Below are 24,745 nucleotides of genomic sequence, written 5' to 3'. Positions count from 1 at the left end.
CCAAAGATATTTGATAAGTGATGTTTTTAGGTAAAAGGTAGGCTAGATCTCATACATTTTTAAGAAAGAATAATTATCTTTGAAGAATGAACGAAATATTTTTATAGATATTTTTTTCATTAGAAGATAGAATTAGTAAATTTGCACCCTAAATTATACAGTCGTGAAGCGTAAAAGTGATTTTACGATTGAAGTTTTTGGTCTAAAAGAAGGTAAGCATGATTACCAATTTCCTGTAGACCTAAAGCTTTTTGAGCAATATGAAGTTGACTATTTACAAGATGCTAACTGTATTGCTAAAGTTAAGCTCGACAAATCATCTACGATGATACGAGTTGATATTGAAATCTCTGGTAAAGTGATTTTGATCTGTGATCGAAGTCTTGAGCCATTTGATTATGATGTGAAAGTAAATGAGAAATACTTTTTCAAATACGGCGATCGTCATGAAGAGATTTCTGAAGAAATATGCCTGATTCCTTTCAACGAATCAGAAATTGACCTTCAACAACTGTTATATGATTTTATTCTGTTGGCTTTGCCTACTAGAAGAATTCATCCAGATTACATGGATGGAGTAGAGGATGAAGATGATACTTCAGCTTATTTCTCTACAGGAAATGTAATAGAAGAAGACGAGGAAGAAGAGGATAAACCTATTGATCCACGTTGGGAAAAATTGAAAAAACTTAAATAACGATATAAAAAAGATTAAATAATGGCACATCCTAAAAGGAAAATATCGAAACAAAGAAGAAATAAGAGAAGAACTCACCAAAAGTTAACTCTTCCAGCTGTAGCAGTATGTCCTACAACTGGTGAGCCGCACTTGATGCACAGAGCTTACTGGTCTGAAGGTAAATTATACTACAGAGGTAACGTTGTTATCGATAACAGTGAAGAAGAAATTGCTGAGTAATTCTGCAAGATATCTTATATAATGAAAGAGGTTCTCTGTACTGAGAACCTCTTTTTTTTACCAAAAAGATTAAATTACAATTTTTTCACAATGTTGTGCTAAAAATGTATTTGTTACTGATATATTTATATTTTGATGCATTTTATTTGTGGCAGTAGGCTATTCGAGTCTAAGTATTCTGAAATATTAATCAATCATAGATTATTATTTCTTAATTAAGGATACTGACTTTAGTCAAATTCTGTTACATTTGTCAAAATATTTCAAGTCAGAACATCGATTTGGAGTAAATGCTTTAAAGTTTTTTGTGTGGAGTAAACAATTTTTATAGATGACTAAACTAAGAGCAGCCATAACAGGTGTAGGAAAATTTCTACCAGATTATATTCTAGACAATAAAGAGCTGGAAGAATTAGTAGACACAAATGATGCTTGGATCATGGAAAGAACAGGTATCAAAGAGCGTCGAATACTTAAAGGTGAGAAGGGTACCTCTTATATGGGAGTTCGAGCTGTTAAAGATGTTCTTGAAAAAACCAATACTTCTCCAGAGGAAATTGATTTGATCATCTGTGCAACTGTTACTCCAGACATGCTTTTCCCTGCAACAGCAAATATCATTGCAGGACAAGTAGGAGCTGTAAATGCATTTTCTTATGATGTTTTAGCCGCTTGTTCTGGATTTGTATATGCATTATCTACAGCTTCTCAGTTTATTGAAACTGGAAAGTATAAAAAAGTAGTTGTAGTTGGAGCAGACAAGATGTCTAGTATTGTCGATTATACAGATCGTACAACTTGTGTTCTGTTTGGTGATGGAGCAGGAGCTGTATTGTTGGAGGCTACAACTGAAGAGGAAGGAATTATGGACTTTGTCTTGAAAACAGACGGAGTTAATGGTCCTGATGCATTAAAAATGCCTGCAGGAGGTAGTCTTAAGCCTGCTTCTGTGGAAACTGTAATGGCAAAAGAACATTTTGCAAAACAAGATGGTCGAACAGTATTTAAATATGCTGTGACTGCTATGGCTGATGTCGCTGCAGAAATTATGGATCGCAACAAATTGAGTAGTGATGACGTTGCTTACCTAGTTCCTCATCAAGCTAACAAACGTATCATTGATGCTACAGCTAGAAGAATGGGAGTAGGGGAAGAGAAAGTAATGATGAATATCGAAAGATATGGAAACACTACTGCAGCTACGATTCCATTGTGCTTAAATGATTACGAAAATAAGTTAAATAAAGGCGATAATATCGTTTTAGCTGCCTTTGGAGGCGGATTTACATGGGGTTCTGTCTATGTAAAGTGGGCATATTAATTTTCTTTGATATATTTGTATCTTCGATAGATTAATATTGAAAGGTAATTTTAAGAAATAAATAAGAATTACAATGGCAACAACAGCAGATATTAAAAAGGGTGTTTGCTTAGAATTTAACAATGGTCTTTACATGGTGATTGATTTTCAACATGTAAAACCAGGTAAAGGACCTGCTTTTGTTCGTACGAAGCTTAAGAATGTTTCTACTGGTAAAGTAGTAGATAACACATTCTCTTCTGGACATAAGATTACAACAGCACGTATTGAGAGACGTCCTCATCAATTTGTATACAAGGATGATTTTGGATACAACTTCATGAATATGGAAACTTTCGATCAGATCGCAGTTGAAGAGGATCTTGTTGAAAATGCAGATTTAATGAAAGATGGACAAGATGTTGAAATTCTTGTACATGCTGAACAAGAAAAAGTATTGGGTGTAGACTTGCCTCAATATGTTATTCTTTCAGTTACTTATTCTGAGCCAGGTGTTAAAGGTGATACAGCTACAAATGCTACAAAACCTGCTACGATGGAAACTGGTGCTATTATTCAAGTTCCTTTGTTTATCAACGAAGGTGACGTGATTAAGGTAAATACAGAAGATAGATCATACTCCGAAAGAGTTAAACAATAGACCAAAAGTCGTAAATGAAGGATTATTCATTTACGACTTTTCATTTATATTTTTTTTGTTAGACCAACTATTTGATGTCAGATGAACGCTTTAGAAATTAAGGATTTAATCAGCTTTATTGCTAACTCAGGTTTAAATCAAGTTAACCTTGAGACTTCAGAAATTAAATTACATATTAAAAGAGATGCGGATACAGTTGCAGCAGCATCTTCAGATAATTCTTTATTTAGAGCTGCGCCAGCTCCAGCTCCTGTAGCAGCAGCACCAGTTGCATCCGCTCCTGTAGCTGCACCAGTTGTTGAAACTGCCGCTCCAGCTCCTGCACCAGTTGTATCTACAGAATCTGACAATTCAGATAATTATATTACGATTAAGTCACCAATGATTGGTACTTTCTATACTTCACCAAATCCAGATTCACCTCAATTTAAAGAGGTTGGAGATACAGTTAAATCTGGAGAAGTAGTTTGTATCATTGAAGCTATGAAGTTATTCAACGAAATTGAGTCAGAAGTTTCTGGTAAGATTGTTAAAATCTTGGTAGATAACGCAACTCCAGTTGAATATGATCAGCCACTATTCTTAGTTGACCCTTCATAATTAAGGAAAGTGATATTTAAACTTTCCATTTTTTGAACAAACGACCATCATTGTGTTTAAGAAAATATTAGTTGCGAATAGGGGAGAGATCGCATTAAGAGTAATCCGTGCTTGTTCCGAAATGGGAATTAAGTCAGTAGCGGTTTATTCTACAGCAGATAAAAACAGTCTTCATGTGAAATTTGCAGATGAAGCTGTTTGTATAGGACCAGCCCCAAGTCCACAGTCATACTTGGATATTCAAAGAATCATTGCAGCAGCAGAAATTACAAATTCTGATGCAATCCACCCTGGATATGGATTCTTAGCTGAGAATGACAAATTCTCTAAAATTTGTGAGGAGAATAACATTAAATTTATTGGTGCAGATGCTGAAATGATCCTAGGAATGGGTGATAAAGCAACAGCTAAAGCAACAATGAAAGCAGCTGGTGTACCAACAATTCCTGGTTCTGACGGATTGCTTGACTCAGTTCAACAAGGTCTTGAAGTTGCAGAGGTAGTTGGCTATCCAGTAATTTTGAAAGCTACTGCTGGTGGTGGTGGTAGAGGTATGCGTATCGTAAACGAACCATCTGAATTCCAAAAAGCTTGGGACAGTGCTCGTCAAGAGGCTGGTGCTGCATTTGGTAATGACGGTATGTACCTTGAGAAATTCGTAGTTGAACCTCGTCACGTTGAAATTCAAGTACTTGGAGATGCTCACGGAAACGCTTTCCACTTGTCGGAACGTGATTGTTCTATCCAGCGTAGACACCAAAAGTTAGTAGAAGAAACACCTTCTCCAGCTTTGACTCCTGAAATTAGAGAAAAGATGGGTGCTGCAGCTATCGCAGGTGCTAAAGCCATCAATTACGAAGGAGCTGGTACTGTTGAATTCTTGCTTGATAAATACGGAGATTTCTATTTCATGGAGATGAATACTCGTATTCAAGTGGAACACCCTGTGACAGAAGAAGCTACTGATGTTGATTTGATTAAAGAACAAATCAAAGCAGCAGCAGGAGTGGAACTTACTGTTGGAAACCAAGAACCACAAATGTGCGTGATGGAATGTCGTATTAATGCTGAAGATCCAGCTAATGATTTCCGTCCGTCACCTGGTAAAATTGAATCATTGCATTTCCCTGGTGGATTGGGAGTTAGAGTAGATAGCCATGTATACGCAGGCTACGTAATTCCTCCAAACTATGATTCAATGATTGCAAAGCTTATTGTGAAAGCTCCAACTCGTGAAGAAGTTGTAACGCGTATGAAACGTGCTTTGAAAGAGTTTGTGATTGAAGGTATTAAAACAACGATACCATTCCATTTGAAACTAATGGATAATGAGCAATTCAAATCAGGAGATTTTACAACGAAATTCCTAGATGAAAACTCTTATGAAACTCTTTAATAGAGAGTAACATAAATTAATATAAAAAAGACCACTGGTGACGACCAGTGGTCTTTTTTTATACCCAAAAATACATGACCTAATTTACGTTCACTAAATGTTAATGCATTTGTATAAAATGTTAATACTAAATAGTAGCGATCATTCCTTAAAAAATCTAAATACCTGTCAATTTCTGTTTATAAATAGAGTCCCCAATAATTAGAATCATTTATACAATTAACCAACCTTACATATACCTTCCTCTAGGAAGTTTATAATGTAAGAATAATTAATATAATAATTAGATATGTGCGTTATCGCGTACGCGGTATAACGCATATTTGATAATGTAATATTAATCATATGTTTAATAATGTGAAATATTATTTTTTTAGAGTTTTTGTAGTTCAGATATGATATTTTTATTTGTAGATTTGATATGAATAAGCCAATTGAGAGAAAATGAACGATTCACTAACCACTTTAAATACAAATGCATTAACAAATGAACTTTCACCTTTACAGAATAGTGTCGCTTGGTATATAGAAGATGTAATAACACTTTATCACGACTATTTAGTAATTCAACTATCTGAAGGTTCAGAGGAATACACATCTGAAATTGTAAGGGTAAACAAAGACTTACTTGCCAAAGCAAAATCGAACTTAAAACACTTTCTATTATATCTAATTGAATATCAAAGGGGTTATATTCAAGATCCTGTAACGAGCTTCAATGGCTATGTGAATTATTTAGAAGTAAAAGTTGAACGAGGAGACTTTACACAGAATAGATTATACAATTTCAAGGCTTATCATTCTTCATATAGAAAATACCCTGAATTGAAGGGCTTTATACCTTGGCTTACTCAACAACAAATACAAAGGGTTAGTCAAGATCAGTCTGCCCAGCAATTGATAAAAGAAACCCCTATCCTATCTGCATTTAAAGCTTGGTTAAAGACACATTCCAAACTTACAAGAGAAACGAAGTACCCAAAGGACGCTACGGATATCGTTTCAAAATTTTTAGATTGGGTAAGAATAAAACAAAATGAGAATTTTCAAATAACCGTTCTGTTAGTTAACGAATATCTTGAGTCAAAGAATCACCTTAAAGTCAGCTCTTTAAATAAGTATCTAAAATGGATTAAAGTGTTTTGTCAGTTCTATCTAGAAAACTTAGAGGCAGAAACACCTTATAATGAGAGAGGTCAAAACTTTCATAGATCATCTGAAGAAATCAAACGGATTTTAAATCTAAAACCAAAACAAGATGATGAAGAAAGTATCGTAAGGATTGCTATACCAGAGAATTATATTTATAAAATGCTAAATGAGGCGGATGAAAAACAGACACTTATCATACAGTTGGGGCTTCAAATGGGATTAAGAGCTTCTAGCATGTTGCACCTCACTCCTTCAGATATCAACTTCGAATATAATAAGGTAGATTTGTGGCTTAAGGGAAAGAATAATAAACGGACATTACCAATGCCGCCTACCCTTTCTAACCTTTTAGAAGACTATATTAAAAAGCATTCGATAAAAAGTAATGACCGAATTTTAGGATTTAAAGGAGAAAATAGCTCTTCAATGTCTGCTCACTTTAGCAATTTTTTAAAACGAATAGAGCTGAAAGAAGTATGGAAACATGGTAAACATTACCCTATTTCATTACATAGCCTAAGGCATACTTTTGCATATAATACAATAGACAAATATGGATTACTCATGACTAGTAAATTACTGTGTCATGAATCTGTTGATGTAACTGAAAAATATTACTTAGCAGACAAACTATCTGACACCATGCAAAGAGTGTATGAAATGTCAGAAGATGAAATAAAGAAGATGAAAGAAACATGGTAACATAAAAAAGGCTTGTAATTTAATTACAAGCCTTACTATTACATTATATTTTAACACCAACCACGATAATGTCATCTGTTTGAGATTGACTTCCCTTCCAGCTATTGTAGGTTTGTTCCAATCTTCGTCTTTGAACATTCATAGACATACCTTCATAAGAATGAAGTAGTTCTCTGAACTTCTTTTTCATAAACTTACGATCTTTATCTCCTCCAAATTGGTCTTGGAAGCCATCTGAAGCTAAATAATATGTATCCTCAGTTCTGAGATCAATATTTATAGTTTCATATTTCTTATCTAACTGACGCGCGTCACCTATTGGGTAAACACTCCCTTTAATTTCTTGGATATTACCATCTCGAACTTGATATAATGGAACTTTAGCACCGCTATAGACCAATTTTTCTTTCTTTAGGTCAAAAACAGCAATTCCCATGTCCATCCCTTCATTTCTTTCTTCATTAAATTCATCCAGTATCAATCTGTTCATTTGTTGGAGTATTAAAGAAGGGTCAGTGATTTGTTGTTCATCTATAATTTTCTTCAAATACGACGAGGCTAATAATGTCAAGAAAGCACTCGGTACTCCATGTCCTGTACAATCCGTAACTACTAAAATATGCTTATCATCAATGGATTGAAACCAATAGAAATCACCACTTACAATATTTCTTGGTCTTTGGTATACAAATGAGTCTTTAAAAACACTCTTCAATTCTTTGGTATAATTGAATACAGATGTTTGTATTTTACGTCCATAGTTTAGGCTAGAATACATCAACTTTTGGAAGTTAGCTAAGTGCTCATTTTGAGATGAAATTTCCTCTTTTTGTTGATTTAATTCTTCATTCTGAGTGAGAATTTCATCCGTCAGATCTTTTAAGCTATTCTGAGCATCGACATTCCATTTTTGATAAGTATAAAGTACATAAATTAAGCAGGCTAAAAAACCGATATAAGTCGGATAGGTGATCACCTCAACATAATTAGGATTCAAGTGATTTGGAATTTGAACACCTGAAAATTCTAGAATGGAAATAAAAATAAGTGCAACGATGGCAAATCCACTTGAAATACGACCTTTTTTTAATCCTCCGTAAAAAAATGACTCGGTAAATACACCTCCGTACCAAACTGTACCTGGTGATTTAACCCCTCCACTTGTACATATTATACCTAAAATAAGGGAATGAAGTAATATTGGATAAATTGTATGTAGGGTTTCTTCTTTAAGAATATTTCTCTTGTTTAGAAAGATCAAGCCAATCATCGCTGTACCTATCGTAGACGCTATAATAGCGCCACTGAAATATTCCACAAAATACATGAGTACAACATAAAGAACACATGAGATAGCGATTACTATCATCGAGCCTTTAAAGAGTTCTCTTTTCTTATTTTCTTGGCTTTTAATAAAGTTACTTATACTGTTTAATCCAGTATAGTTGTTTGTTATTTCTTGGTTCATGTTCTAGCTGGTATTGATAAAAAGTAAGCGATGATATACACGTTATTAAATAACGAAGCTGTCCTTCAAAAAGATATATGCTTATATAAAAAAAAAGCCAAATCTTTAATTTAAGATTTGGCTATTTTCTCTAAATGAATTTATGATTAATGCGATTCGTAAACAATTTCTGGCTCTTTAACCTCAACAGTCAAATCATCATTTATCGCTACTAACTCTACTTCCTTCAACTCATTTACAAGCATAGGATCATATTTAGCACGAACTTTCACATAGTTTTCCGTAAAGCCATACATAAATCCATCTTTAATTTCATCTTCAAATAGAGCTACTTGCTTGCTTCCTAGCTGAGTTTCATAGAATGCTCTTTTCTTTTTATCTGAAAGAATACGAAGCATTTTAGAACGTCTGTGTCTTTCACCAGTATCTACAACACCTTCCATGTCTATAGCAGGTGTATTTGGTCTTTCAGAATATGAGAATACGTGGAAGTATGATACATTTAACTCATTCAAGAAATTGTATGTATCCAAGAAATCCTCTTCTGTTTCACCAGGGAAACCAACGATAACATCAACCCCAATACAAGCATTAGGATCTCTGTCTTTGATCTGATCAACTCTTTGTTTGTAAAGGTCTCTCAAATATCGTCTTCTCATCAGACGTAAAATCTTATCTGAACCAGACTGTAACGGAATATGGTAATGAGGTACAAACTTTTCAGAATCTTGACAGAAATCTAAAATTTCCTCAGTAAGAAGGTTAGGTTCGATAGATGAAATACGGTAACGCTCTACTCCTTCTACTTTGTCAAGTTCTTTGATCAGATCGTAAAAACGGACTTCACGCTTACCATCTATGATACCAAAGTCTCCAATATTTACACCTGTAAGTACAACCTCTTTTACGTCTGATACGCCTACTTTTTGAGCATCTTCTAATACAGAATCAATTGTACCACTTCGACTTTTACCTCTTGCCATTGGTATTGTACAGAACGTACAATTGTAGTTACAGCCATCTTGGACTTTAAGGAAAGTACGTGTTCGGTCGTTCATTGAGAAACCACTTACGAAAGAGCGAGTTTCTTTAATTTCTTGAGCGAAAACTTTAGTTGTATCTTCCTTCTTGAAAGTGTCAATCAGCTCAAGCAGTCTGAATTTTTCTGCAGCACCCAATACAGCATCAACACCTTCTATATTCGCGATTTCGGTAGGCTTTAACTGTGCATAGCAGCCAATAATTGCAATATAAGCATCAGGAGATATCTTCTTTGCCTCCTTTACAATCTTACGACACTTCTTGTCTGCATTGTCAGTTACCGAACAGGTATTAATTATGAAAATATCTGGTGTATCTGAAAATTCAACTCTCTTATATCCTTTCTCTTCGAACTGACGTCCAATTGTAGAAGATTCAGAGAAATTCAATTTACATCCTAATGTATAAAATGCTACTTTTTTCATATCCTACGACTTCAGATCCTTCAACGATCTGAATTAATTCATTGTTCTTTTTGAAAAATCCGTGCAAAGGTACGGAAAAACATTTTACATGAAAACACTTTAATGATCTCATAAGTCTATCACAATCGAATTATTGCAAATAGTCTTAAAAGTTATTCTTTTTCTATATAGTTTTTTAGCGTTTCCAAAGCCAATTGATACTTCTCTCCTATTTGACTTTCAGCATCAACTAAACCTATCAAAATCTTATTTACAGGATTCCATCCAAGATCGCTTATCTCATTCCAAGTCACTTTAGTTTTCCCATTTACATCCTTAACTATAAAAGTTGTAGTTGCTAAATATCCAGCTGAAGTTTTTGTCGTCATTTCAATCAATGAATCACCTTCTGTTTTCGTAATTTCCATTTGGTTTTGAACACCGTCTTCTAAATACCAAGAATATGTAGCACCAGTTCCTTCTATATTCCCTTCAAATTGTCCTTGTACCTGTTTTATTTCATCTTCTGATAAAGCCCAATGTGTCCAATTTCTGAGAATTGCTATTTCTTGGTATACTTCTGCTTTTGTTGCATTAATTGTGATTTCTCTTTGAACTACCAAATCAGATGGAAAGAAAGATGATACGATAAATAATAGTAGCATCATTGAGCCACTCCCTAATAAAAGGTTTCTAAAGAATTTCATTGGTCATTAGTTTAATCTTCAAAAAAAGGTCTTAAAGTTTCCTCTAAGACCTAAACTCAATATTTTGTAACTTTCTATTTACCGAGAATTTCTTTTCGGTCTTGAATCTCTTTTTCAAGCTTAGCATACCATTCTGCCCCGTATTTATCGGTCAATGGCTGCTTCAAGAATTTATATACTTCCACTTTTAAACTCTCACCAAGGGTACAAGCATCTGCACAAATGTCCCATCTGTCGTAGTTCAAAGCATCATAATTATCATACTTAGTGATTCTGATTGGATATAAATAACAAGAGATTGGTTTTCTATAATCAATCTTTCCATCTCTGTAAGCCTTCTCAATCCCGCAAGAAAGTGTCCCATCTTCTAAATAGATAGCATATGCACATTCTCTATCATCAATAGTTGGAGTTGAGTAATCGCCTTCAAAATCTTTGATATATTTTCCTTGTTTCTCAATCTCTTCAACCCCTCTTTCCATCAGATAAGGTTTTACGTCATCGTAGACCTCTTCTAATTTTTGGAGTTCGTCCTCATTCAAAGGAGCGCCTAAATCACCTTCAATACAACAAGCTCCTTTACACTTGGTGAGATCGCATACAAATTGCTTTTCTGCAATATCGTCGCTGAGTATTACGTTGTCTATTACTATCATTCTGAAATACAGGTATTTTCTCTCAAAAAGAAAACACAAAAATAGCCTAAAATAAATCTATTAGGCTGTTAATAATTACCATTAGAGGTCATATGCTTTAAGGAAAAGCGTACGCCATGCTCTTGGGCTATTGTAAGTTCTCCCTTCTAATTCTTTTACGATCTTTACTCCTGCAATATTTGTAGAAAGAATCACATCAGCATAAGTAAGATCATATTTTCGGGCAAGTACTTTCTTTACCTTATAACCGTGGTTTTCTAGTACTTTAATAATGTTTTTACGACTAATTCCAGCAACACATCCAGTTTCTAATTTGGGAGTGTAGACTTTATCATCTTTTATCCAGAAAATATTACTACTGATAAATTCAGCAACATACCCTTCTGTATTACAAATAATCAGATCATCGACCTCTTTCTCTTTTTTCTCAATTCCGGCCAAAACGTATGACATTGAAGACAAAGTTTTACAGAAAGAGACAGCTGAATAGGCTACAGTTGAAGTTTCGCAAAAGTCAGTTTTGATAAAATAATTTTCATCAGTCTGTTGCTGAACAGGCTTTACTGTAATCATGACATTTGCTTCATTTGAAATTGGAGTATACAAACCTCCCTCCTTTCGCCAAGTGGTTAACTTTACGCGAATATGATCACCAAGTCCATCAGCTTCAGCCAAAGAACGAACTTCAGAAATAATTGTCTCTTTGTTCAATGACTTTGGTGGGGTAATACGTAAAGCTTTTAATCCTTTACGAAGACGTTCCAAATGATCTTCTAAAAATAAAATCTGTCCATTTTCACAGATCATGGTTTCAAATAAGCCGTCTCCATATTGAAACCCACGATCTAAATTCAACGCTCCTATCTTTTTCTCTGGAATCAGTTCAAAATTATAGCTGACCATGATCTTGTTTGTTAGTCGTAAAAATTGAATTAGTATTTGCCCATTTCCCTCTTCTGATCTTTAGCTTTTAAATCTTGACGCTTATCGTAAAGTTTTTTACCCTTAGATACCGCGATTTCGATTTTAGCCCAACCTCTAGAAGTAATGTACATAAATGTAGGAACTATCGTAACCCCTTGATCTTTGAGCGCTTCTTTAATTTTTCTCAGCTCTCTTTTATTCAATAGAAGTTTACGATCTGCTTTAGCCTCATGATTGACCATAGTGGACATTTCATAAGGTGCAATGTGCATATTTCGTACAAAAAGTTCCTCTCCTACAAAAAGACAGAAAGCATCTTGCATGTTTACTTTCGACTGTCTGATTGATTTGATTTCGGTACCTGTCAATACCATACCTGCCGTAAATTTCTCAACAAAATGATATTCATGAGAAGCTTTACGGTTTTTTATACTTACATTTTTCTTGAATTCTGCCTTTTCCTTCTTAGCCATATTCTCCTAAATTATTGCTCAGGCACTACGATAGCTGTATTTTCCAATACAGGGACAATATCAAATATATCTTCCTTTAAGCAATATTCAATGTCGTCAATAACTCCTAATTTACCGAGTCTCTGAACGTGTGATGAGGTTTTCATAAATCCGAAAATATCATCTTTGACCGCATTGTACATAGTCAAAGCAGCCAAACCTGCATCACATCCAATTGTAAAATCTGATTTTAGTCTTTCTAAAAGTGCTCCAGCGAACAAAGAATCTTCTAAGCTGTATTTGCCTTTCCAACCTGCACAATGAATAATCACATCGTGGTCATACTTTTTTAGGTATTCTGCTACTGCAGAAACATTTAGCATTGCACCTATAATGACATGAGGAGCATAAGCCGATTTGTCGATTGCTAATGTACCATTCGTAGTCGTTTGGACAATTTTAGCATTTGACTTACCCATTTCCATGTGCTCAAAAGGCGAATTTCCGATTTGGAATCCTTCTACCTTTACTCCGTTGCGCTCACCAGCAGTGATGTAGCCCTCTTTTGCAATCTCCCAAGCTGCATCAACTGACGCTACAGGTCTCACTTCTTTCACACCATTGGCCAAACCTGCAACCATGCAAGATGTCGCTCTTAAGACATCTACAACCACTACAACCTTATCTTCTAAAGGATAAAGCTGGATAAGCTCAGGCGTATAACAAACTTCTATTTTTCTCATTTTCTAAAAATTCGCTGAATCTTAACGGACAAATTTAGGATAAATCGATGCTTATGCCAACCCAAAAGCTATTTTGAATTCAAAATAGATGTATCTATCTGAAGATAAAGAAGGAATTCAGGTTTATTTATTGAACTGAAAAACAAAGCTTTCGTCTAAAATTTATTCAGAATATCACTGAAGACTCGAATCTAAACTTCTTATCCTTCGTTTTTTTGTTAATTTTGTCAATTCAAATAGAAACAGCAAAATTGCTTCATAAAAGGCATTTGCCTTCACTAATTATAAATCAATATCATTCGATGAATCTCGAACAACTGATTTGCCAAGGTATTTCCGAGGCGTTTAAAGGACTCTATGATGCAGACGTAGCATCGACAGATATATCTCTTCAACCAACAAAAAAGGAATTTGAAGGTGCTCTTACTTTTGTAACCTTCCCTTATGGTAGAATCAGCAAACAAAAACCTGAAGAAACAGCCAATGCGATTGGTGCATATTTGAAAGAAAATAATGCAGCTGTTGCAGACTTCAACGTGGTTAAAGGATTTTTGAACCTTGTAATTTCTGATAAGGTTTGGATTGAAGCTCTTGATGCCATGTTGAAAGATAGTTCTTTTGCCCAATTGGAAAGCAAAGGACAAAATGTAATGGTTGAATATTCTTCGCCAAACACAAACAAACCACTTCACTTAGGGCACCTAAGAAATAACTTTTTAGGTTATTCTTTGTCAAATATTCTTTCAGCAAACGGTTATGACGTAATCAAAGCCAATTTGGTAAATGACCGTGGAGTTCACATTTGTAAGTCTATGTTGGCTTACCAAAGGTTTGGAAATGATGAACAACCATCAGCTGAATTGAAAGGTGATCACCTTGCAGGAAAATATTATGTAGAATTCGATAAGCACTGCAAAAAGCAAATTGCAGAGTTGGCTATTGAAAAGAAATCAGAATATACTTCTCTAGCAAATGTAGAAGACCCTAAATCTTACAAAGCTGAGCTGGAGAAAAAAGGGAAAGACGGAGAGCTTACTGACGAAGAGAAAGTTCAGATCAAAGACTTGAAAGAGTTGATGACTTTCGCTGAAAAGAATGCCCCTCTCCTTTTAGAAGCTCAAGAAATGCTTCGTAAGTGGGAAGCTGGTGATGAAGAAGTAGTAACCCTTTGGACTAAAATGAACAACTGGGTATACGAAGGATTCGATCAGACATATAAACTGATGGGTGTTTCTTTTGACAAAATGTATAAAGAGTCGAACACCTACCTATTGGGTAAAGAAGTTGTTGAAGAAGGATTAGAAAAAGGAGTTTTCTTCAAAAAAGAAGATGGATCTGTTTGGATTGACCTTTCTGAAGATGGATTAGATGAGAAACTAGTTCTTCGTGGCGATGGTACAGCAGTTTATATGACGCAAGATATGGGTACTGCTGATCTTAAATACGAAGATTACAAAATCTCTAAATCAGTTTATGTAGTAGGTAATGAGCAAGATTATCACTTCAAAGTGTTGAAGTTGATCATGCAAAAACTTGGTCGCTCTTATGCTGATGGTATCTATCATATGTCATATGGTATGGTAGAACTTCCATCTGGTAAGATGAAATCTCGTGAAGGAACAGTTGTAGACGCTGACGATTTGATCTATGGAATGATCGATATCGCAGAAGAAAGAACAAAAGAGTCAGGAAAGATTGACAATTTCACTGAGGAAGAAGCAAAAACACTTTATAGAACCCTTGCATTGGGTGCTTTGAAGTACTACCTACTAAAAGTAGACCCTCGTAGAAAAATGATGTTTAACCCAGAAGAATCTATTGATTTCCAAGGAGACACTGGTGTTTACATCCAATATAACCATGCTAAAATTTCGGCTTTATTGCGTAGAGCTGAGTTGGAAGGTATTGCTCCTTCAGGATTTGAATCATTGGAAACACTTTCTCAAGTAGAGGCTGATCTGATTCAATTCTTAGGCAAATTCAAAGATAAAATTGCGGAAGCAGGTAGAGATTATTCTCCTTCTGTGATTGCCAACTATGTTTATGATCTTTCGAAATTGTACTCGAAATTCTATGCTGAAATGCCAATATTCAATGAAGAAGATTCAGCTAAAAAATCTTTCAGAATTGGTTTATCTGCAATGACACAAAAAACAATTAAAGCTGCATTGGCTATGCTTGGTGTTGAATCACCGGAGCGTATGTAAGATAGCTTTTTAGGAATAAAAAATTTAAGACGAGTAAAGTATCAATCACTTTACTCGTCTTTTTTTATGAAATACTTTCTTGAAGTCTCCAAGGTGGATTTAACCTATTTTCGCCAGCATAAAATAGGATGATCTGGTTTCCGTCAGTATCTTTTAAACGGGCTTCTCTCCAAAGCCAAGTTTTATCATTTGGGAGCTCTTCAAATGTTAACCCTTCCTCTAGCAATTCAGCTACTTTTTCATCGAGATTTTCACATTCAAAATAAACGTATACTCCCTCTCCTTTTGGTAATTCTTCAACCAAATGAATTGAAAACGTAGATTGTCCATCTGGACATTCAAACCTGGCATAATGAGGGGCAGAATGTACAATAAGTTTCAAACCTAATGTTTGATAGAAAGGAATTGATTTACCCAAATCTAATGATGGGACTGTTACTTGATTTAAGTTCATGGTAAAAAGCGTAATTGCAATATAAAATCAGCTCTAGTTGAATAATTTATCAATGTTAATTTATGAAAATATCCTTGTTGGATTTATTGACTTGAAAATTAACATTCACAAATCAGATACATTTTTTGTACCTTCGGGATTAACCTTACTCTTTTGGAGAGAGAAAACCACGATTTTACTAGTATTAACATCTACAACAACTAACAAAACATGAAGAGGATACAAAGTTATTACCCTTATGTTGCTGACTGGCAGAACAAATTAAAAATTTCAATGATTGCATTTGCAATCATGTCTTTCATTATACTATTCCTTGAACCTTTCAAGACTGATGAAAGTACAAAATTGATGGTTTGGGGGTATTGTATTTGTTTCTTGGTTTCCTATCTTTTTGTATTAGTTATCGAGTCTTACATTTTTAATAGATTAAAAATATGGTACACCAAGACCGAAGCTTTTATTCTTTTCACCTTATTCTTGATTTGTGGTTTACTTGTCTATTGGTATGATATTACCGTAATAAAACAGTTAACGTATTATTGGCAAGATTTCTTTTCTTTTACCCTACGAATAACACTTCCCTTTAGTGTTATCATGATTCCGATATTGATTAAACTCAGACAGCTTTATGGTTCAAATTATGAATTGCCAAATGAGCACAAAGCTTTAATAAAAGGAACTACAAAATCGGACATCATTCAGTTAGATCAGCGTCAAATTTTATACTTGAAATCGGCAAATAATTATGTCGAAGTCATCTACAAAAATGAAAATGGAGAAGTTCAAACAAAGTTGATCAGAAATACACTCTCCAAAATCTCTGAACAACTTCCCAACTTTATCAGATGCCATAGAAGTTATTTTGTCAACCCTGAAATGATTTCTGAAGTGAAAGGAAATGCCAAAAAAGGCCAGATTTTTCTTAAAAATTTGAATGATGAAGTTCCACTTTCAAAGACTTACTATTCCAATTTCGATAAGTATATGATTGCTTAAGCTTCTTTAATCAGGGAATTTCACCACAAAGCCCTTCCATTTGACCACAAATAGCCTCTAGAGCTGTTTAAGTAGTATTTTTTTGATCGTAAGTCATCTAAATTTGAAATATTACGACCAATTAACAACGCTACAACTATGAACGTCTATGCTTTCGTAACACCCATTGTGGTATTACTTTTAGTCTTAGAAATTATCTATTCTGCTAAAACCAAAAACGGTAAATATCCTTTTCAGGATACAGTCACGAACTTAGGAACAGGAATAGGTAATCAATGTATTAATTTGGCTGTTGCCTTTTTTGTATACAAATGGTACGGATGGTTATATGAGCTTGCGCCAATACAAATTCCTATCACTTGGTATACATTAATTCTGTTACTGTTACTACAAGATTTTGTATTCTATTGGTTTCACAGAATTGGGCATTCAGTAAATATTTTCTGGGCAGCACATATGGCTCATCACTCTTCAGAAGAGATGAATCTTTCTGTAGGGATTAGAGCTAGTTTTACCCAACGATTATTCCAATTTCTATTCTTCGATTGGATTTTGGTTGTTGTAGGATTTAGTCCAGAATCGGTATATGCCATGGCAGCTATTCATTTATTGTTGGCTTACTGGCATCATACGGCTGTAATTAATAAAATGGGATGGTTTGAGAAGTTTTTTGTTACTCCTTCTCATCATAGAGTACATCATGGGGTAAATCCTCAGTATATCGACAAAAACTACTCCGAGTTCCTGATCATTTGGGATAAATGGTTTGGTTCTTATGAGGAAGAAATTGAAGAGGTATGTTACGGTGTTACCCATCCTCCTAGAACATGGAACCCGATACATATCAATTTCCAGTTTTGGGCTCAATTGTGGAATGATGCAAAGGCTACCGATTATTGGTGGGATAAAATAAGAATATGGTTTATGCCTGTTGGCTGGAGGCCTCGTGATTTAGAGGCATATCCAAATAATGGTAGAATCGGTTATAATAAAGAGGAACAAGTGAAATATGAGAGCAATCCGATGGCTAATTCAAAGAATTACCTTATTAGTCAAGTTGCAGTAGGAGTTGCATTCCTTTATTTCACTATAAATCTTCAATTGCCACTGTTGTATTGGCATAGAATACTGTTATCAGTGGGGATATTTGGGATGATTATCAGTTGGGGAGGCATTTTAGAATCTAAATCATGGGCTTCTCCTATCGAGATACTTCGCCTTTTATTTATGGCGATTTCCGCAATTTTTGTACTGGACTTCACTGGTATATCTAGCTATGAAAATTGGTCAACCATTATCATTTTAATTACTGCTGGGCTTAGTATCGTATACTATTCGGTGGCTGTGGGAAAGAAATCTGAGAAAAAATATATACGTCAAACAAGTAAACAAACTAAACCTTAGTACTTTATGAAGCAATAAGTCAGACAATCAATAAGTTCATCCATCTAACAAATATTGGAGATGTCCAATAGAAATACACCCTCATCATTTCACAATTAGTAAAATGTATGAGGGTGTTTTCTTTATATATATTCATGATAACCAAGCTCCTAGCACTCCAACACTTTCTGCTTCAAATATTACAAGTAATAGTATTGATTTAGCTTGGACTACTGCTGTAGATGATATTGGTGTCACTTCCTACAACTTGTATAGAGATGGTATTTTACTAGAATCTTCACTAACTACTTCATATCAAGCACAAAACCTTACAGAAGGTACGACTTATGTATTTACCGTAAGTGCTTCAGACGCCGCGGGTAATGAATCAAATATTAGCAACTCACTTATAGTTATAACATCTACTTCTACCATAGATACTTGTACGGATGGAATACAAAATGGAGATGAAACAGGAATCGACTGTGGAGGATCAACTTGTCAACCCTGTAATGATAACTCAGGTGTAGTTTATGTCGACATTGAAGATATTACTACTGATGCATCTAATACTTGGAACTATTTCAGAATTGATATTGGAGATGATCCAGCTTTTGGAGGGTGGTACAGTGGAGGAAATCTAAGGTTCGAAACCTATGGTAAAGACTTAGTGGCTGTTGGAAACTCTTCAAATACTGCTGTATTAGGTGAAAACGTTGCAATTGATGCCCAAAGTAATTTCTATGATTCACCAAGCCAATATTTTGTCAGTTCAGTTGATTTTAATGAATGGAATGGTAAAGACGGATACATAGGATTCCAAGTCACACAAAATGGTAGTATTTACTATGGTTGGTTTCACATTAATGTAGCCTCAGATGGTAGCTCATTTACAATAACAGACTACGCCTATCAAACCAATGCTGGAGCTACTATTTACACTGGAGGTCAATACCCTGTAGGTCCTACTGGTAGAGCAGAATAGAATACTTCTAAAGTTGAATTTACTCGATCTTTTGAATCAATTATATATCCGAATCCTTTTATAGATGAATTCAAAATCAATCTTGAAAGTATAAAAGACGAACAAGTTCGTGTGGAAATTTATGATGCTATTGGCAAAAAAGTATTAGAAAGACATTATGTCCGCCCAAATCAACTTCTAGTTTTAGGTCAGGAAATCAAACTTAGTGGAACATATTATATCCGACTTACAACTGAAAATCACAATGGAGTTTATAAGCTAATTAAGCGATAATCTATTTGAAAAAAAGTAGGTTAACAATTCAAGCCATCTCTAGTTAATAAATTAGGGATGGCTTTTTATCTTTTATTAAGAAGTATTCTAAGGTCTATCATCTTTAAAAATCTATTTTCACATATCCTTATTAACTTACAAATACCTCTAAGCTGTAACAAAACCATTTAATCCCATTCATCCATTTATGCGAAATTTAATTCTGATCACTCTATGCATCATGTTTGTTGCTTGTGAATCCAATCAAACTCCAGAGGAAAAATTAGCAGAGGCAAGAATTGATGCAAAAATCATTGATAGATATGTCCATTTAAATGAATCATTCAAGAGAAATAAGGAAGATATAGATTCAACTTATTTTGATGTAAAGTATCCAATCTTAAAACTTGAGAATTATAACTCTGACTCTGTTATAAATGCTCAAGTATTTCATGATTTAAAGGAAAGTATTGCTGGAAAAGGACAAAGTACAATTCAGAAACAAATGAAAGATTTTGTTTCTGACTACAAACGATTTATCAAGAGACATGAAGATTATAAGCATAATTGGACTTCACAGTTTCGTGTAGATGTCAGTACATACATTCCTCCTCTCGTTGTCTTTAAACGAGAAATGATCATGTATACAGGCGGAGCTCACCCAAATTATGGCTATGCTTACCAAAATTTTGATGCAGATACTGGAAAAGAAATTAAACTAGAAGATATATTTGTAGAAAACTATGAACATATACTAGAAAAAATTGGAGAAACTGCGTTTAAACAAGAGCATAAAATAGTAGGTTCTTTACTAGATGCTAACTTTACTTTTCCAAGAAATAAATTCTATGTACCTGAAGAATTTACACTCTTACATAAAAGTATAATGTTCATGTATCCTCTTTATGCTGTAGCCCCTTATTCTAAAGGTTCTATTCATTTCGAGATACCTTATACTGAGTTAAAATCAATCATAAAACCAAATTCAATCATTCAAAAAATTACTAGAAAGTAAAATGCTAAAAGACTCTTTAAACTTACTAAACAAACTAACATTCAAGAAAGTATTTAATGCGGCATTGGTTTATAGCTCATTTTATAAAGCTAAATACACAAAGAAAATACATCATAAAGGATTACCGATTAGTCTTTCCTATGAGCCAACTACTTCTTGTAATTTAAGGTGTCCTGAATGCCCTAGTGGTCTTCGTTCTTTTACGAGGCCAACTGGAATGCTTGAAAATACTACATTTTTCAAAACGATTGATGAACTAAAAGAAACACTGATCTATCTGACTTTATACTTTCAAGGAGAACCTTACCTCAATAAAAACTTATTTGAGATGATAAGGTATGCCTCTTCAGAAGGAATTTATGTCAATACATCTACAAATGGACATTATTTGAATGACGAAAATGCGAAAAGAACTGTTGAATCAGGTTTAGATCGTTTGATTATCTCTATAGATGGAACAAGTCAAGACACATACGAATCTTACCGCATAGGTGGAAATTTAGAGAAAGTATTGGAAGGGACTTCTAATATCATAAAGTGGAAAAAAGAGCTGAAATCTGCTACGCCTCATGTTGTATTCCAATTTTTGGTAGTGAAACCCAATGAACATCAGATTGAAGAAGTAAAAGAGTTAGGAAAAAAATACGGAGTTGATGAAGTGAAGTTCAAAACTGCTCAGATTTATGATTATGAAGATGGTTCAGATTTGATTCCTAGTAACTTAAAATATAGTCGATACATTCCTACAACAAATGGTAAGTGGAAATTAAAAAATAAGCTTGATAATGAATGCTGGAGACTTTGGGCTTCTTGTGTGATTACTTGGGATCAGAAAATAGTACCTTGCTGCTTTGATAAAGATGCTCAATTTATCATTGGTAATCATAAAGATTCAAGTTTTAAAGCTATTTGGCGTTCAGAAAAATATAATAGTTTTAGAAAAAAAGTTTTTACTGATCGTTCTCAAATAGAAATCTGTAAAAATTGTACAGAAGGAACAGAAGTATGGGTAGATGCGAGTATTTAAAACCCTATAACTTTATTAGGTTATCATTTACTACACGAACATTTAACTGTTGCAAGTAAGCATCTTTAAATGAAAACATATTTGGATTGAAACATAGAACAATTCTCTGTGTTTTAATCCTTATTTTTCAAGTTTATAATACGCGATACTTGATGAATAGTGAACTCAATTGCTTTTCTTTCTGCTGATTCTCTGTCATCTGCTTGCTTTATATTCATTGGGAAAACTGCATCTATTCCTAAATAATCCGCAACTTCTACATTTTCTCCCAAAGCAATTACAGGAATATTATTTTCTTGGGCATATTTAATAACCACAGACATAAAACCTTCTAAAGAATTAGGGTATATATGTTTATCTAAAGTGATAATTAAGTTCGTATTTTTTACATGTTCTTGAAAGTTCAAATACTCAAAAAATACTTCTGTACCATTCGAGACTTTACAATCAAGATAAGCCCACAAACCTGCGACACTACCTCCTGCGCCTGCTCCATATTTTAAGGATTTCATATCATTTTGAGTAACTGATTGTGTAAAGTCTGCAAATGATAGAATGTTTTGTTCTAGTAATTGAAGTGACATTTTTGATACTCCGTATCCTTTTACAAAACCATAAATGAGACCATTTACTCCTGTCAAATAATTGGCTTTATCACAGGCTAGGATTATTTCTGTTTGAGCAAGTCTTTTATCTTTATTCTTAAAGTCAACCTTTTTTATGCGGTCTAGAAATCCCCCTCCCTTGTGAGCAATATTTCCTTTGGCATCTAAAAATTCAATTCCTAAAGCCATCAATAATCCCATTCCTACATCAGATGGAGACCCCTCTCCCATTCCAAGGATAATTTTACGATAACCTTTGTCTAAAGCATCTTTAATCAATAAACCTGCACCAAAAGTGGAGGCACAGAGAATATCACTATCATTTTTATTGAGAAGATGTATACCTGAAACATCAGAAATATCGATGATAGCGGTACCATCTAAAGCTCCATAATGTGCACTAATCGGAAATCCTAGAGGGTCTACGGATTGACAATGAATAATTTCTCCTCCCAATAAATTGATCATTAACTCTGAAAAACCACTACCACCATCACTAGCTGGAAATTTTACAATTTCATCATTGGGATTATGCTGAAGGTATTTCTTGGTCATAATTTCTACAATATCTTCAGCAGATAAGGCATCGCTTAAATTATTAGGAATAAGGAGTACTTTCATTTTTTAACGAAAAAAGGTGAAGTCTTTTGTTTACCTAAAACATTAAGACTTCACCTTCTGTTCTTTAGCGTCTAGCTTTACGCAAGATCATAATCAGAATTATATTTTATCTGGGTCTTGTTCTTCTAACTCTTCCAAAGTCATTAACCAAGTTTCCCACTCTTCATTCTTTTGATCGAGAGTTTCTTTTGCTTTAGCATAAGCTGTATTTACTTCTGCTAGTTTAGTTTGGTCAGTAAACACCGCTTCATCAGCTAATTGCCCTTCTAAAGCTTCGATTTCTTCCTCTAGTTGCATAATAGCAGCCTCAGATTCTTCGACCATTTTTTTAGCCTTTCTCAAGTCCTTCTGCCACTGTTTTTTCTCCGAAGGAATCATCTGTTTCTTTTCCTTCTTTTTGGGCTTTTCACTTTTTGTACCGTCTTGCTCTAGTTTCTCTTCAATATTTCGTTTTGAAACCCACTCCATATATTCAGCATATGTACCAGGGTATTCTTTCACTTGATGATCTTCGATATACCATATTTTAGTCGCAACATTTGAGATAAAATAACGGTCGTGAGAAACGATCAAAAATGTTCCCTCATAGCGTTGGAGCGCTTGAATTAGGATATTTACAGATACAATATCCAAGTGGTTGGTAGGTTCATCAAGTAGATGGAAATTTGCTTCAGAAATCAAGGTCTTCGCCAATGCTACTCTTGACTTTTCCCCTCCAGAAAGTACTTTTATCTTCTTGAATACATCTTCGCCTGTAAATAGAAAAGCACCAAGAATAGTACGAAGTTCTAACTCTGTCTTATCAGAACCTGCTTGTGACAATTCTTGTAGAATCTCATTTTCAAGAGTTAAAGATTCCAATTGGTGTTGAGCATAGAAAGACGGAATTACATTATGTCCTAGCTTACAATCGCCTTTATCAGGTCCTTCAGTACCACCAACCATACGTAGAAGAGTTGATTTACCTTTACCGTTGGCTCCAATAAGTGCGATTTTATCTCCTCTTTCAATAGCTATTTGAGCATCTTCAAAAATCTTTTTAGGTCCATAAGCTTTATCAACATCTTTCATATCGAAGATGATTTTACCCGGGCGAGTACTGAACCTAAAATCGAAATCAATAGCCGCACTATCCTCTCTCACATCTTCAATTCGTTCCATACGGTCAAGCATTTTCACCTTAGACTGTACTTGCCTTGCTTTGGTAGCCTGTGCTCTAAAACGATTGATAAACTGTTCTGTCTGTTTAATTTTTTGTTGCTGATTGGCAAATGCGTTTTTTTGGACCTCATTTCGCATTGCTTTCTCTTCAAGATAGAAAGAATAGTTACCTGAATATGTGGTAAGCTGTCCTCCAGAAACTTCCACAGTAACATTAACAGCTCTATTAAGAAATTCTCTATCGTGAGAAACAATCAGAACAGCTCCTTCAAAAGAGGATATATAGTTTTCTAACCATTCAATTGAAGGTAAATCCAAGTGGTTGGTAGGCTCATCAAGCATCAAAACATCTGGGCGTTGAAGGAGCAGTTTGGCCAACATCACACGCATTCGCCATCCTCCAGAAAATTCAACTAGAGGTTGTTGCAATTCGTCGTTGGTAAACCCTAGCCCAGCTAAAATTTCTTCAGCTTTAGCTTGAACGGTATAACCTTCCATTCGTTCAAACTCTTCTTGTAACTTGGAAAGCTTATTGACTAAATCATCAGAGTAATTTGTTTCTAATTCTTTGATGACAACATCCATTTTATCTTGGACTTCCAAAACAGGACCAAATGCTTGCATAGCCACATGCAAAATACTCTCTTGAGTTTGGTACGAAAGCATATCCTGATTCAAGAATCCTATAGAAAGGTCTTTGGGTTTAGAAACTTGTCCTTCATCAACAAGAATATCTCCATTAATTACTTTTAGTAATGTTGTTTTTCCTGCTCCGTTGGCTCCAATTACACCTATACGTTGCTTTGGTTTAATGTGTAAGTTAGCATCTCTGTACATGGTACGAGAGCCAAAGTATAATGATATATTTTGTAGTGTCAACATGCTGTCTTCCCTTCTTTATCCTTATTCATACG

The 24,745-nt window shown here is 34.5% G+C and carries 24 protein-coding genes; 14 read left to right on the top strand and 10 right to left on the bottom strand.

Annotation, left to right across the window (positions count from 1 at the left end):
- Positions 1 to 163 precede the first annotated feature (163 nt).
- The 7 genes from BC781_RS21560 to BC781_RS21530 all read left to right on the top strand — a co-directional run bounded on the left by BC781_RS21560 (position 164) and on the right by BC781_RS21530 (position 6,730).
- Positions 164 to 697, top strand: a complete 534-nt coding sequence (locus tag BC781_RS21560; RefSeq protein WP_109621838.1) for a YceD family protein — start codon at positions 164 to 166, stop codon at positions 695 to 697.
- A 21-nt stretch (positions 698 to 718) separates the two neighbouring features.
- On the top strand, positions 719 to 919 hold the full coding sequence (rpmF, locus tag BC781_RS21555; RefSeq protein WP_109621836.1) for a 50S ribosomal protein L32: 201 nt from the start codon (positions 719 to 721) through the stop codon (positions 917 to 919).
- 331 nt (positions 920 to 1,250) lie between these two features.
- Positions 1,251 to 2,240 (top strand): beta-ketoacyl-ACP synthase III, encoded by a 990-nt coding sequence (locus BC781_RS21550; RefSeq protein ID WP_109621834.1) that lies wholly within the window; start codon positions 1,251 to 1,253, stop codon positions 2,238 to 2,240.
- Positions 2,241 to 2,313: 73 nt separating this feature from the next.
- Positions 2,314 to 2,880 (top strand): elongation factor P, encoded by a 567-nt coding sequence (efp, locus tag BC781_RS21545; RefSeq protein WP_109621832.1) that lies wholly within the window; start codon positions 2,314 to 2,316, stop codon positions 2,878 to 2,880.
- An 81-nt stretch (positions 2,881 to 2,961) separates the two neighbouring features.
- The gene (gene accB, locus BC781_RS21540; protein ID WP_109621830.1) at positions 2,962 to 3,480 is read left to right on the top strand and encodes an acetyl-CoA carboxylase biotin carboxyl carrier protein; all 519 of its coding nucleotides are present in this window, start codon (positions 2,962 to 2,964) and stop codon (positions 3,478 to 3,480) included.
- Positions 3,481 to 3,532: 52 nt separating this feature from the next.
- Positions 3,533 to 4,876 (top strand): acetyl-CoA carboxylase biotin carboxylase subunit, encoded by a 1,344-nt coding sequence (accC, locus tag BC781_RS21535; RefSeq protein WP_109621828.1) that lies wholly within the window; start codon positions 3,533 to 3,535, stop codon positions 4,874 to 4,876.
- A gap of 444 nt (positions 4,877 to 5,320) precedes the next feature.
- Positions 5,321 to 6,730, top strand: coding sequence for a tyrosine-type recombinase/integrase (locus BC781_RS21530; protein WP_109621826.1), 1,410 nt, complete (start codon positions 5,321 to 5,323; stop codon positions 6,728 to 6,730).
- 43 nt (positions 6,731 to 6,773) lie between these two features.
- Here the strand turns inward: BC781_RS21530 and BC781_RS21525 are convergent, their stop codons facing one another.
- The 7 genes from BC781_RS21525 to BC781_RS21495 form a co-directional block, all read right to left on the bottom strand.
- Entirely contained in the window at positions 6,774 to 8,198 is a 1,425-nt protein-coding gene (locus BC781_RS21525) for a PP2C family protein-serine/threonine phosphatase (RefSeq protein WP_109621823.1), read from the bottom strand.
- A 146-nt stretch (positions 8,199 to 8,344) separates the two neighbouring features.
- Positions 8,345 to 9,664: a tRNA (N(6)-L-threonylcarbamoyladenosine(37)-C(2))-methylthiotransferase MtaB gene (mtaB, locus tag BC781_RS21520; RefSeq protein ID WP_109621821.1), complete on the bottom strand. Its 1,320-nt coding sequence runs from the start codon at positions 9,662 to 9,664 to the stop codon at positions 8,345 to 8,347.
- A gap of 152 nt (positions 9,665 to 9,816) precedes the next feature.
- A complete protein-coding gene (locus tag BC781_RS21515; protein WP_109621819.1) occupies positions 9,817 to 10,350 on the bottom strand; it encodes an SRPBCC family protein in 534 nt (177 codons plus the stop codon).
- 74 nt (positions 10,351 to 10,424) lie between these two features.
- The gene (locus tag BC781_RS21510) at positions 10,425 to 11,006 is read right to left on the bottom strand and encodes a DUF3109 family protein (protein WP_109621817.1); all 582 of its coding nucleotides are present in this window, start codon (positions 11,004 to 11,006) and stop codon (positions 10,425 to 10,427) included.
- An 81-nt stretch (positions 11,007 to 11,087) separates the two neighbouring features.
- Positions 11,088 to 11,909, bottom strand: a complete 822-nt coding sequence (locus tag BC781_RS21505; RefSeq protein WP_109621815.1) for an aminotransferase class IV — start codon at positions 11,907 to 11,909, stop codon at positions 11,088 to 11,090.
- Positions 11,910 to 11,938: 29 nt separating this feature from the next.
- Positions 11,939 to 12,403, bottom strand: a complete 465-nt coding sequence (gene smpB, locus BC781_RS21500) for an SsrA-binding protein SmpB (RefSeq protein ID WP_109621813.1) — start codon at positions 12,401 to 12,403, stop codon at positions 11,939 to 11,941.
- A gap of 11 nt (positions 12,404 to 12,414) precedes the next feature.
- Positions 12,415 to 13,125 (bottom strand): 2-phosphosulfolactate phosphatase, encoded by a 711-nt coding sequence (locus BC781_RS21495; protein ID WP_109621811.1) that lies wholly within the window; start codon positions 13,123 to 13,125, stop codon positions 12,415 to 12,417.
- A 302-nt stretch (positions 13,126 to 13,427) separates the two neighbouring features.
- On the opposite strand from BC781_RS21495, the gene argS reads away from it, so the two are divergent.
- A complete protein-coding gene (gene argS / locus BC781_RS21490; protein ID WP_109621809.1) occupies positions 13,428 to 15,332 on the top strand; it encodes an arginine--tRNA ligase in 1,905 nt (634 codons plus the stop codon).
- 64 nt (positions 15,333 to 15,396) lie between these two features.
- Here the strand turns inward: argS and BC781_RS21485 are convergent, their stop codons facing one another.
- On the bottom strand, positions 15,397 to 15,786 hold the full coding sequence (locus BC781_RS21485; protein ID WP_109621807.1) for a VOC family protein: 390 nt from the start codon (positions 15,784 to 15,786) through the stop codon (positions 15,397 to 15,399).
- Positions 15,787 to 15,996: 210 nt separating this feature from the next.
- Between BC781_RS21485 and BC781_RS21480 the strand changes: the two genes are divergently transcribed.
- From BC781_RS21480 to BC781_RS21455, 6 genes are all read left to right on the top strand, one after another.
- Entirely contained in the window at positions 15,997 to 16,782 is a 786-nt protein-coding gene (locus BC781_RS21480; RefSeq protein ID WP_109621805.1) for a LytR/AlgR family response regulator transcription factor, read from the top strand.
- Between the two features lie 138 nt (positions 16,783 to 16,920).
- A complete protein-coding gene (locus BC781_RS21475; protein WP_109621803.1) occupies positions 16,921 to 18,186 on the top strand; it encodes a sterol desaturase family protein in 1,266 nt (421 codons plus the stop codon).
- A gap of 103 nt (positions 18,187 to 18,289) precedes the next feature.
- Positions 18,290 to 19,150, top strand: coding sequence for a fibronectin type III domain-containing protein (locus tag BC781_RS21470; protein ID WP_109621801.1), 861 nt, complete (start codon positions 18,290 to 18,292; stop codon positions 19,148 to 19,150).
- A gap of 39 nt (positions 19,151 to 19,189) precedes the next feature.
- Positions 19,190 to 19,423, top strand: coding sequence for a T9SS type A sorting domain-containing protein (locus tag BC781_RS25895; RefSeq protein ID WP_109621800.1), 234 nt, complete (start codon positions 19,190 to 19,192; stop codon positions 19,421 to 19,423).
- 187 nt (positions 19,424 to 19,610) lie between these two features.
- Complete coding sequence (locus BC781_RS21460) at positions 19,611 to 20,417, top strand: DUF3298 and DUF4163 domain-containing protein (protein WP_109621799.1); 807 nt, start codon at positions 19,611 to 19,613, stop codon at positions 20,415 to 20,417.
- A 1-nt stretch (position 20,418) separates the two neighbouring features.
- Positions 20,419 to 21,444, top strand: coding sequence for a radical SAM/SPASM domain-containing protein (locus tag BC781_RS21455; RefSeq protein WP_109621797.1), 1,026 nt, complete (start codon positions 20,419 to 20,421; stop codon positions 21,442 to 21,444).
- Between the two features lie 113 nt (positions 21,445 to 21,557).
- Here the strand turns inward: BC781_RS21455 and BC781_RS21450 are convergent, their stop codons facing one another.
- Both BC781_RS21450 and BC781_RS21445 read right to left on the bottom strand, forming a co-directional pair.
- Positions 21,558 to 22,670 carry a glycerate kinase family protein gene (locus BC781_RS21450; protein WP_109621795.1) on the bottom strand — a complete coding sequence of 371 codons (1,113 nt, stop codon included), beginning with the start codon at positions 22,668 to 22,670 and terminating at the stop codon, positions 21,558 to 21,560.
- A gap of 99 nt (positions 22,671 to 22,769) precedes the next feature.
- A complete protein-coding gene (locus BC781_RS21445) occupies positions 22,770 to 24,713 on the bottom strand; it encodes an ABC-F family ATP-binding cassette domain-containing protein (protein WP_109621793.1) in 1,944 nt (647 codons plus the stop codon).
- Positions 24,714 to 24,745 lie beyond the last annotated feature (32 nt).

Source organism: Sediminitomix flava (assembly GCF_003149185.1).
Lineage (GTDB): Bacteria > Bacteroidota > Bacteroidia > Cytophagales > Flammeovirgaceae > Sediminitomix > Sediminitomix flava.
The sequence above is the reverse complement of the archived record's forward strand: the minus strand, read 5'-3'. Positions and strand labels throughout refer to the sequence as shown.

What these genes read in the sequence shown, in the direction of transcription:
- mtaB (WP_109621821.1), bottom strand. Translation starts at nt 9,664, where the DNA reads ATGAAAAAAGTAGCATTTTATACATTAGGATGTAAATTGAATTTCTCT.
- efp (WP_109621832.1), top strand. Translation starts at nt 2,314, where the DNA reads ATGGCAACAACAGCAGATATTAAAAAGGGTGTTTGCTTAGAATTTAAC.
- argS (WP_109621809.1), top strand. Translation starts at nt 13,428, where the DNA reads ATGAATCTCGAACAACTGATTTGCCAAGGTATTTCCGAGGCGTTTAAA.
- BC781_RS21455 (WP_109621797.1), top strand. Translation starts at nt 20,419, where the DNA reads ATGCTAAAAGACTCTTTAAACTTACTAAACAAACTAACATTCAAGAAA.
- BC781_RS21445 (WP_109621793.1), bottom strand. Translation starts at nt 24,713, where the DNA reads ATGTTGACACTACAAAATATATCATTATACTTTGGCTCTCGTACCATG.
- BC781_RS21460 (WP_109621799.1), top strand. Translation starts at nt 19,611, where the DNA reads ATGCGAAATTTAATTCTGATCACTCTATGCATCATGTTTGTTGCTTGT.
- accB (WP_109621830.1), top strand. Translation starts at nt 2,962, where the DNA reads ATGAACGCTTTAGAAATTAAGGATTTAATCAGCTTTATTGCTAACTCA.
- BC781_RS21550 (WP_109621834.1), top strand. Translation starts at nt 1,251, where the DNA reads ATGACTAAACTAAGAGCAGCCATAACAGGTGTAGGAAAATTTCTACCA.
- BC781_RS21525 (WP_109621823.1), bottom strand. Translation starts at nt 8,198, where the DNA reads ATGAACCAAGAAATAACAAACAACTATACTGGATTAAACAGTATAAGT.
- BC781_RS21450 (WP_109621795.1), bottom strand. Translation starts at nt 22,670, where the DNA reads ATGAAAGTACTCCTTATTCCTAATAATTTAAGCGATGCCTTATCTGCT.
- BC781_RS21510 (WP_109621817.1), bottom strand. Translation starts at nt 11,006, where the DNA reads ATGATAGTAATAGACAACGTAATACTCAGCGACGATATTGCAGAAAAG.
- BC781_RS21505 (WP_109621815.1), bottom strand. Translation starts at nt 11,909, where the DNA reads ATGGTCAGCTATAATTTTGAACTGATTCCAGAGAAAAAGATAGGAGCG.
- BC781_RS21475 (WP_109621803.1), top strand. Translation starts at nt 16,921, where the DNA reads ATGAACGTCTATGCTTTCGTAACACCCATTGTGGTATTACTTTTAGTC.
- BC781_RS21480 (WP_109621805.1), top strand. Translation starts at nt 15,997, where the DNA reads ATGAAGAGGATACAAAGTTATTACCCTTATGTTGCTGACTGGCAGAAC.
- BC781_RS21530 (WP_109621826.1), top strand. Translation starts at nt 5,321, where the DNA reads ATGAACGATTCACTAACCACTTTAAATACAAATGCATTAACAAATGAA.
- smpB (WP_109621813.1), bottom strand. Translation starts at nt 12,403, where the DNA reads ATGGCTAAGAAGGAAAAGGCAGAATTCAAGAAAAATGTAAGTATAAAA.
- BC781_RS21515 (WP_109621819.1), bottom strand. Translation starts at nt 10,350, where the DNA reads ATGAAATTCTTTAGAAACCTTTTATTAGGGAGTGGCTCAATGATGCTA.
- rpmF (WP_109621836.1), top strand. Translation starts at nt 719, where the DNA reads ATGGCACATCCTAAAAGGAAAATATCGAAACAAAGAAGAAATAAGAGA.
- BC781_RS21485 (WP_109621807.1), bottom strand. Translation starts at nt 15,786, where the DNA reads ATGAACTTAAATCAAGTAACAGTCCCATCATTAGATTTGGGTAAATCA.
- BC781_RS21495 (WP_109621811.1), bottom strand. Translation starts at nt 13,125, where the DNA reads ATGAGAAAAATAGAAGTTTGTTATACGCCTGAGCTTATCCAGCTTTAT.
- BC781_RS21470 (WP_109621801.1), top strand. Translation starts at nt 18,290, where the DNA reads ATGTATGAGGGTGTTTTCTTTATATATATTCATGATAACCAAGCTCCT.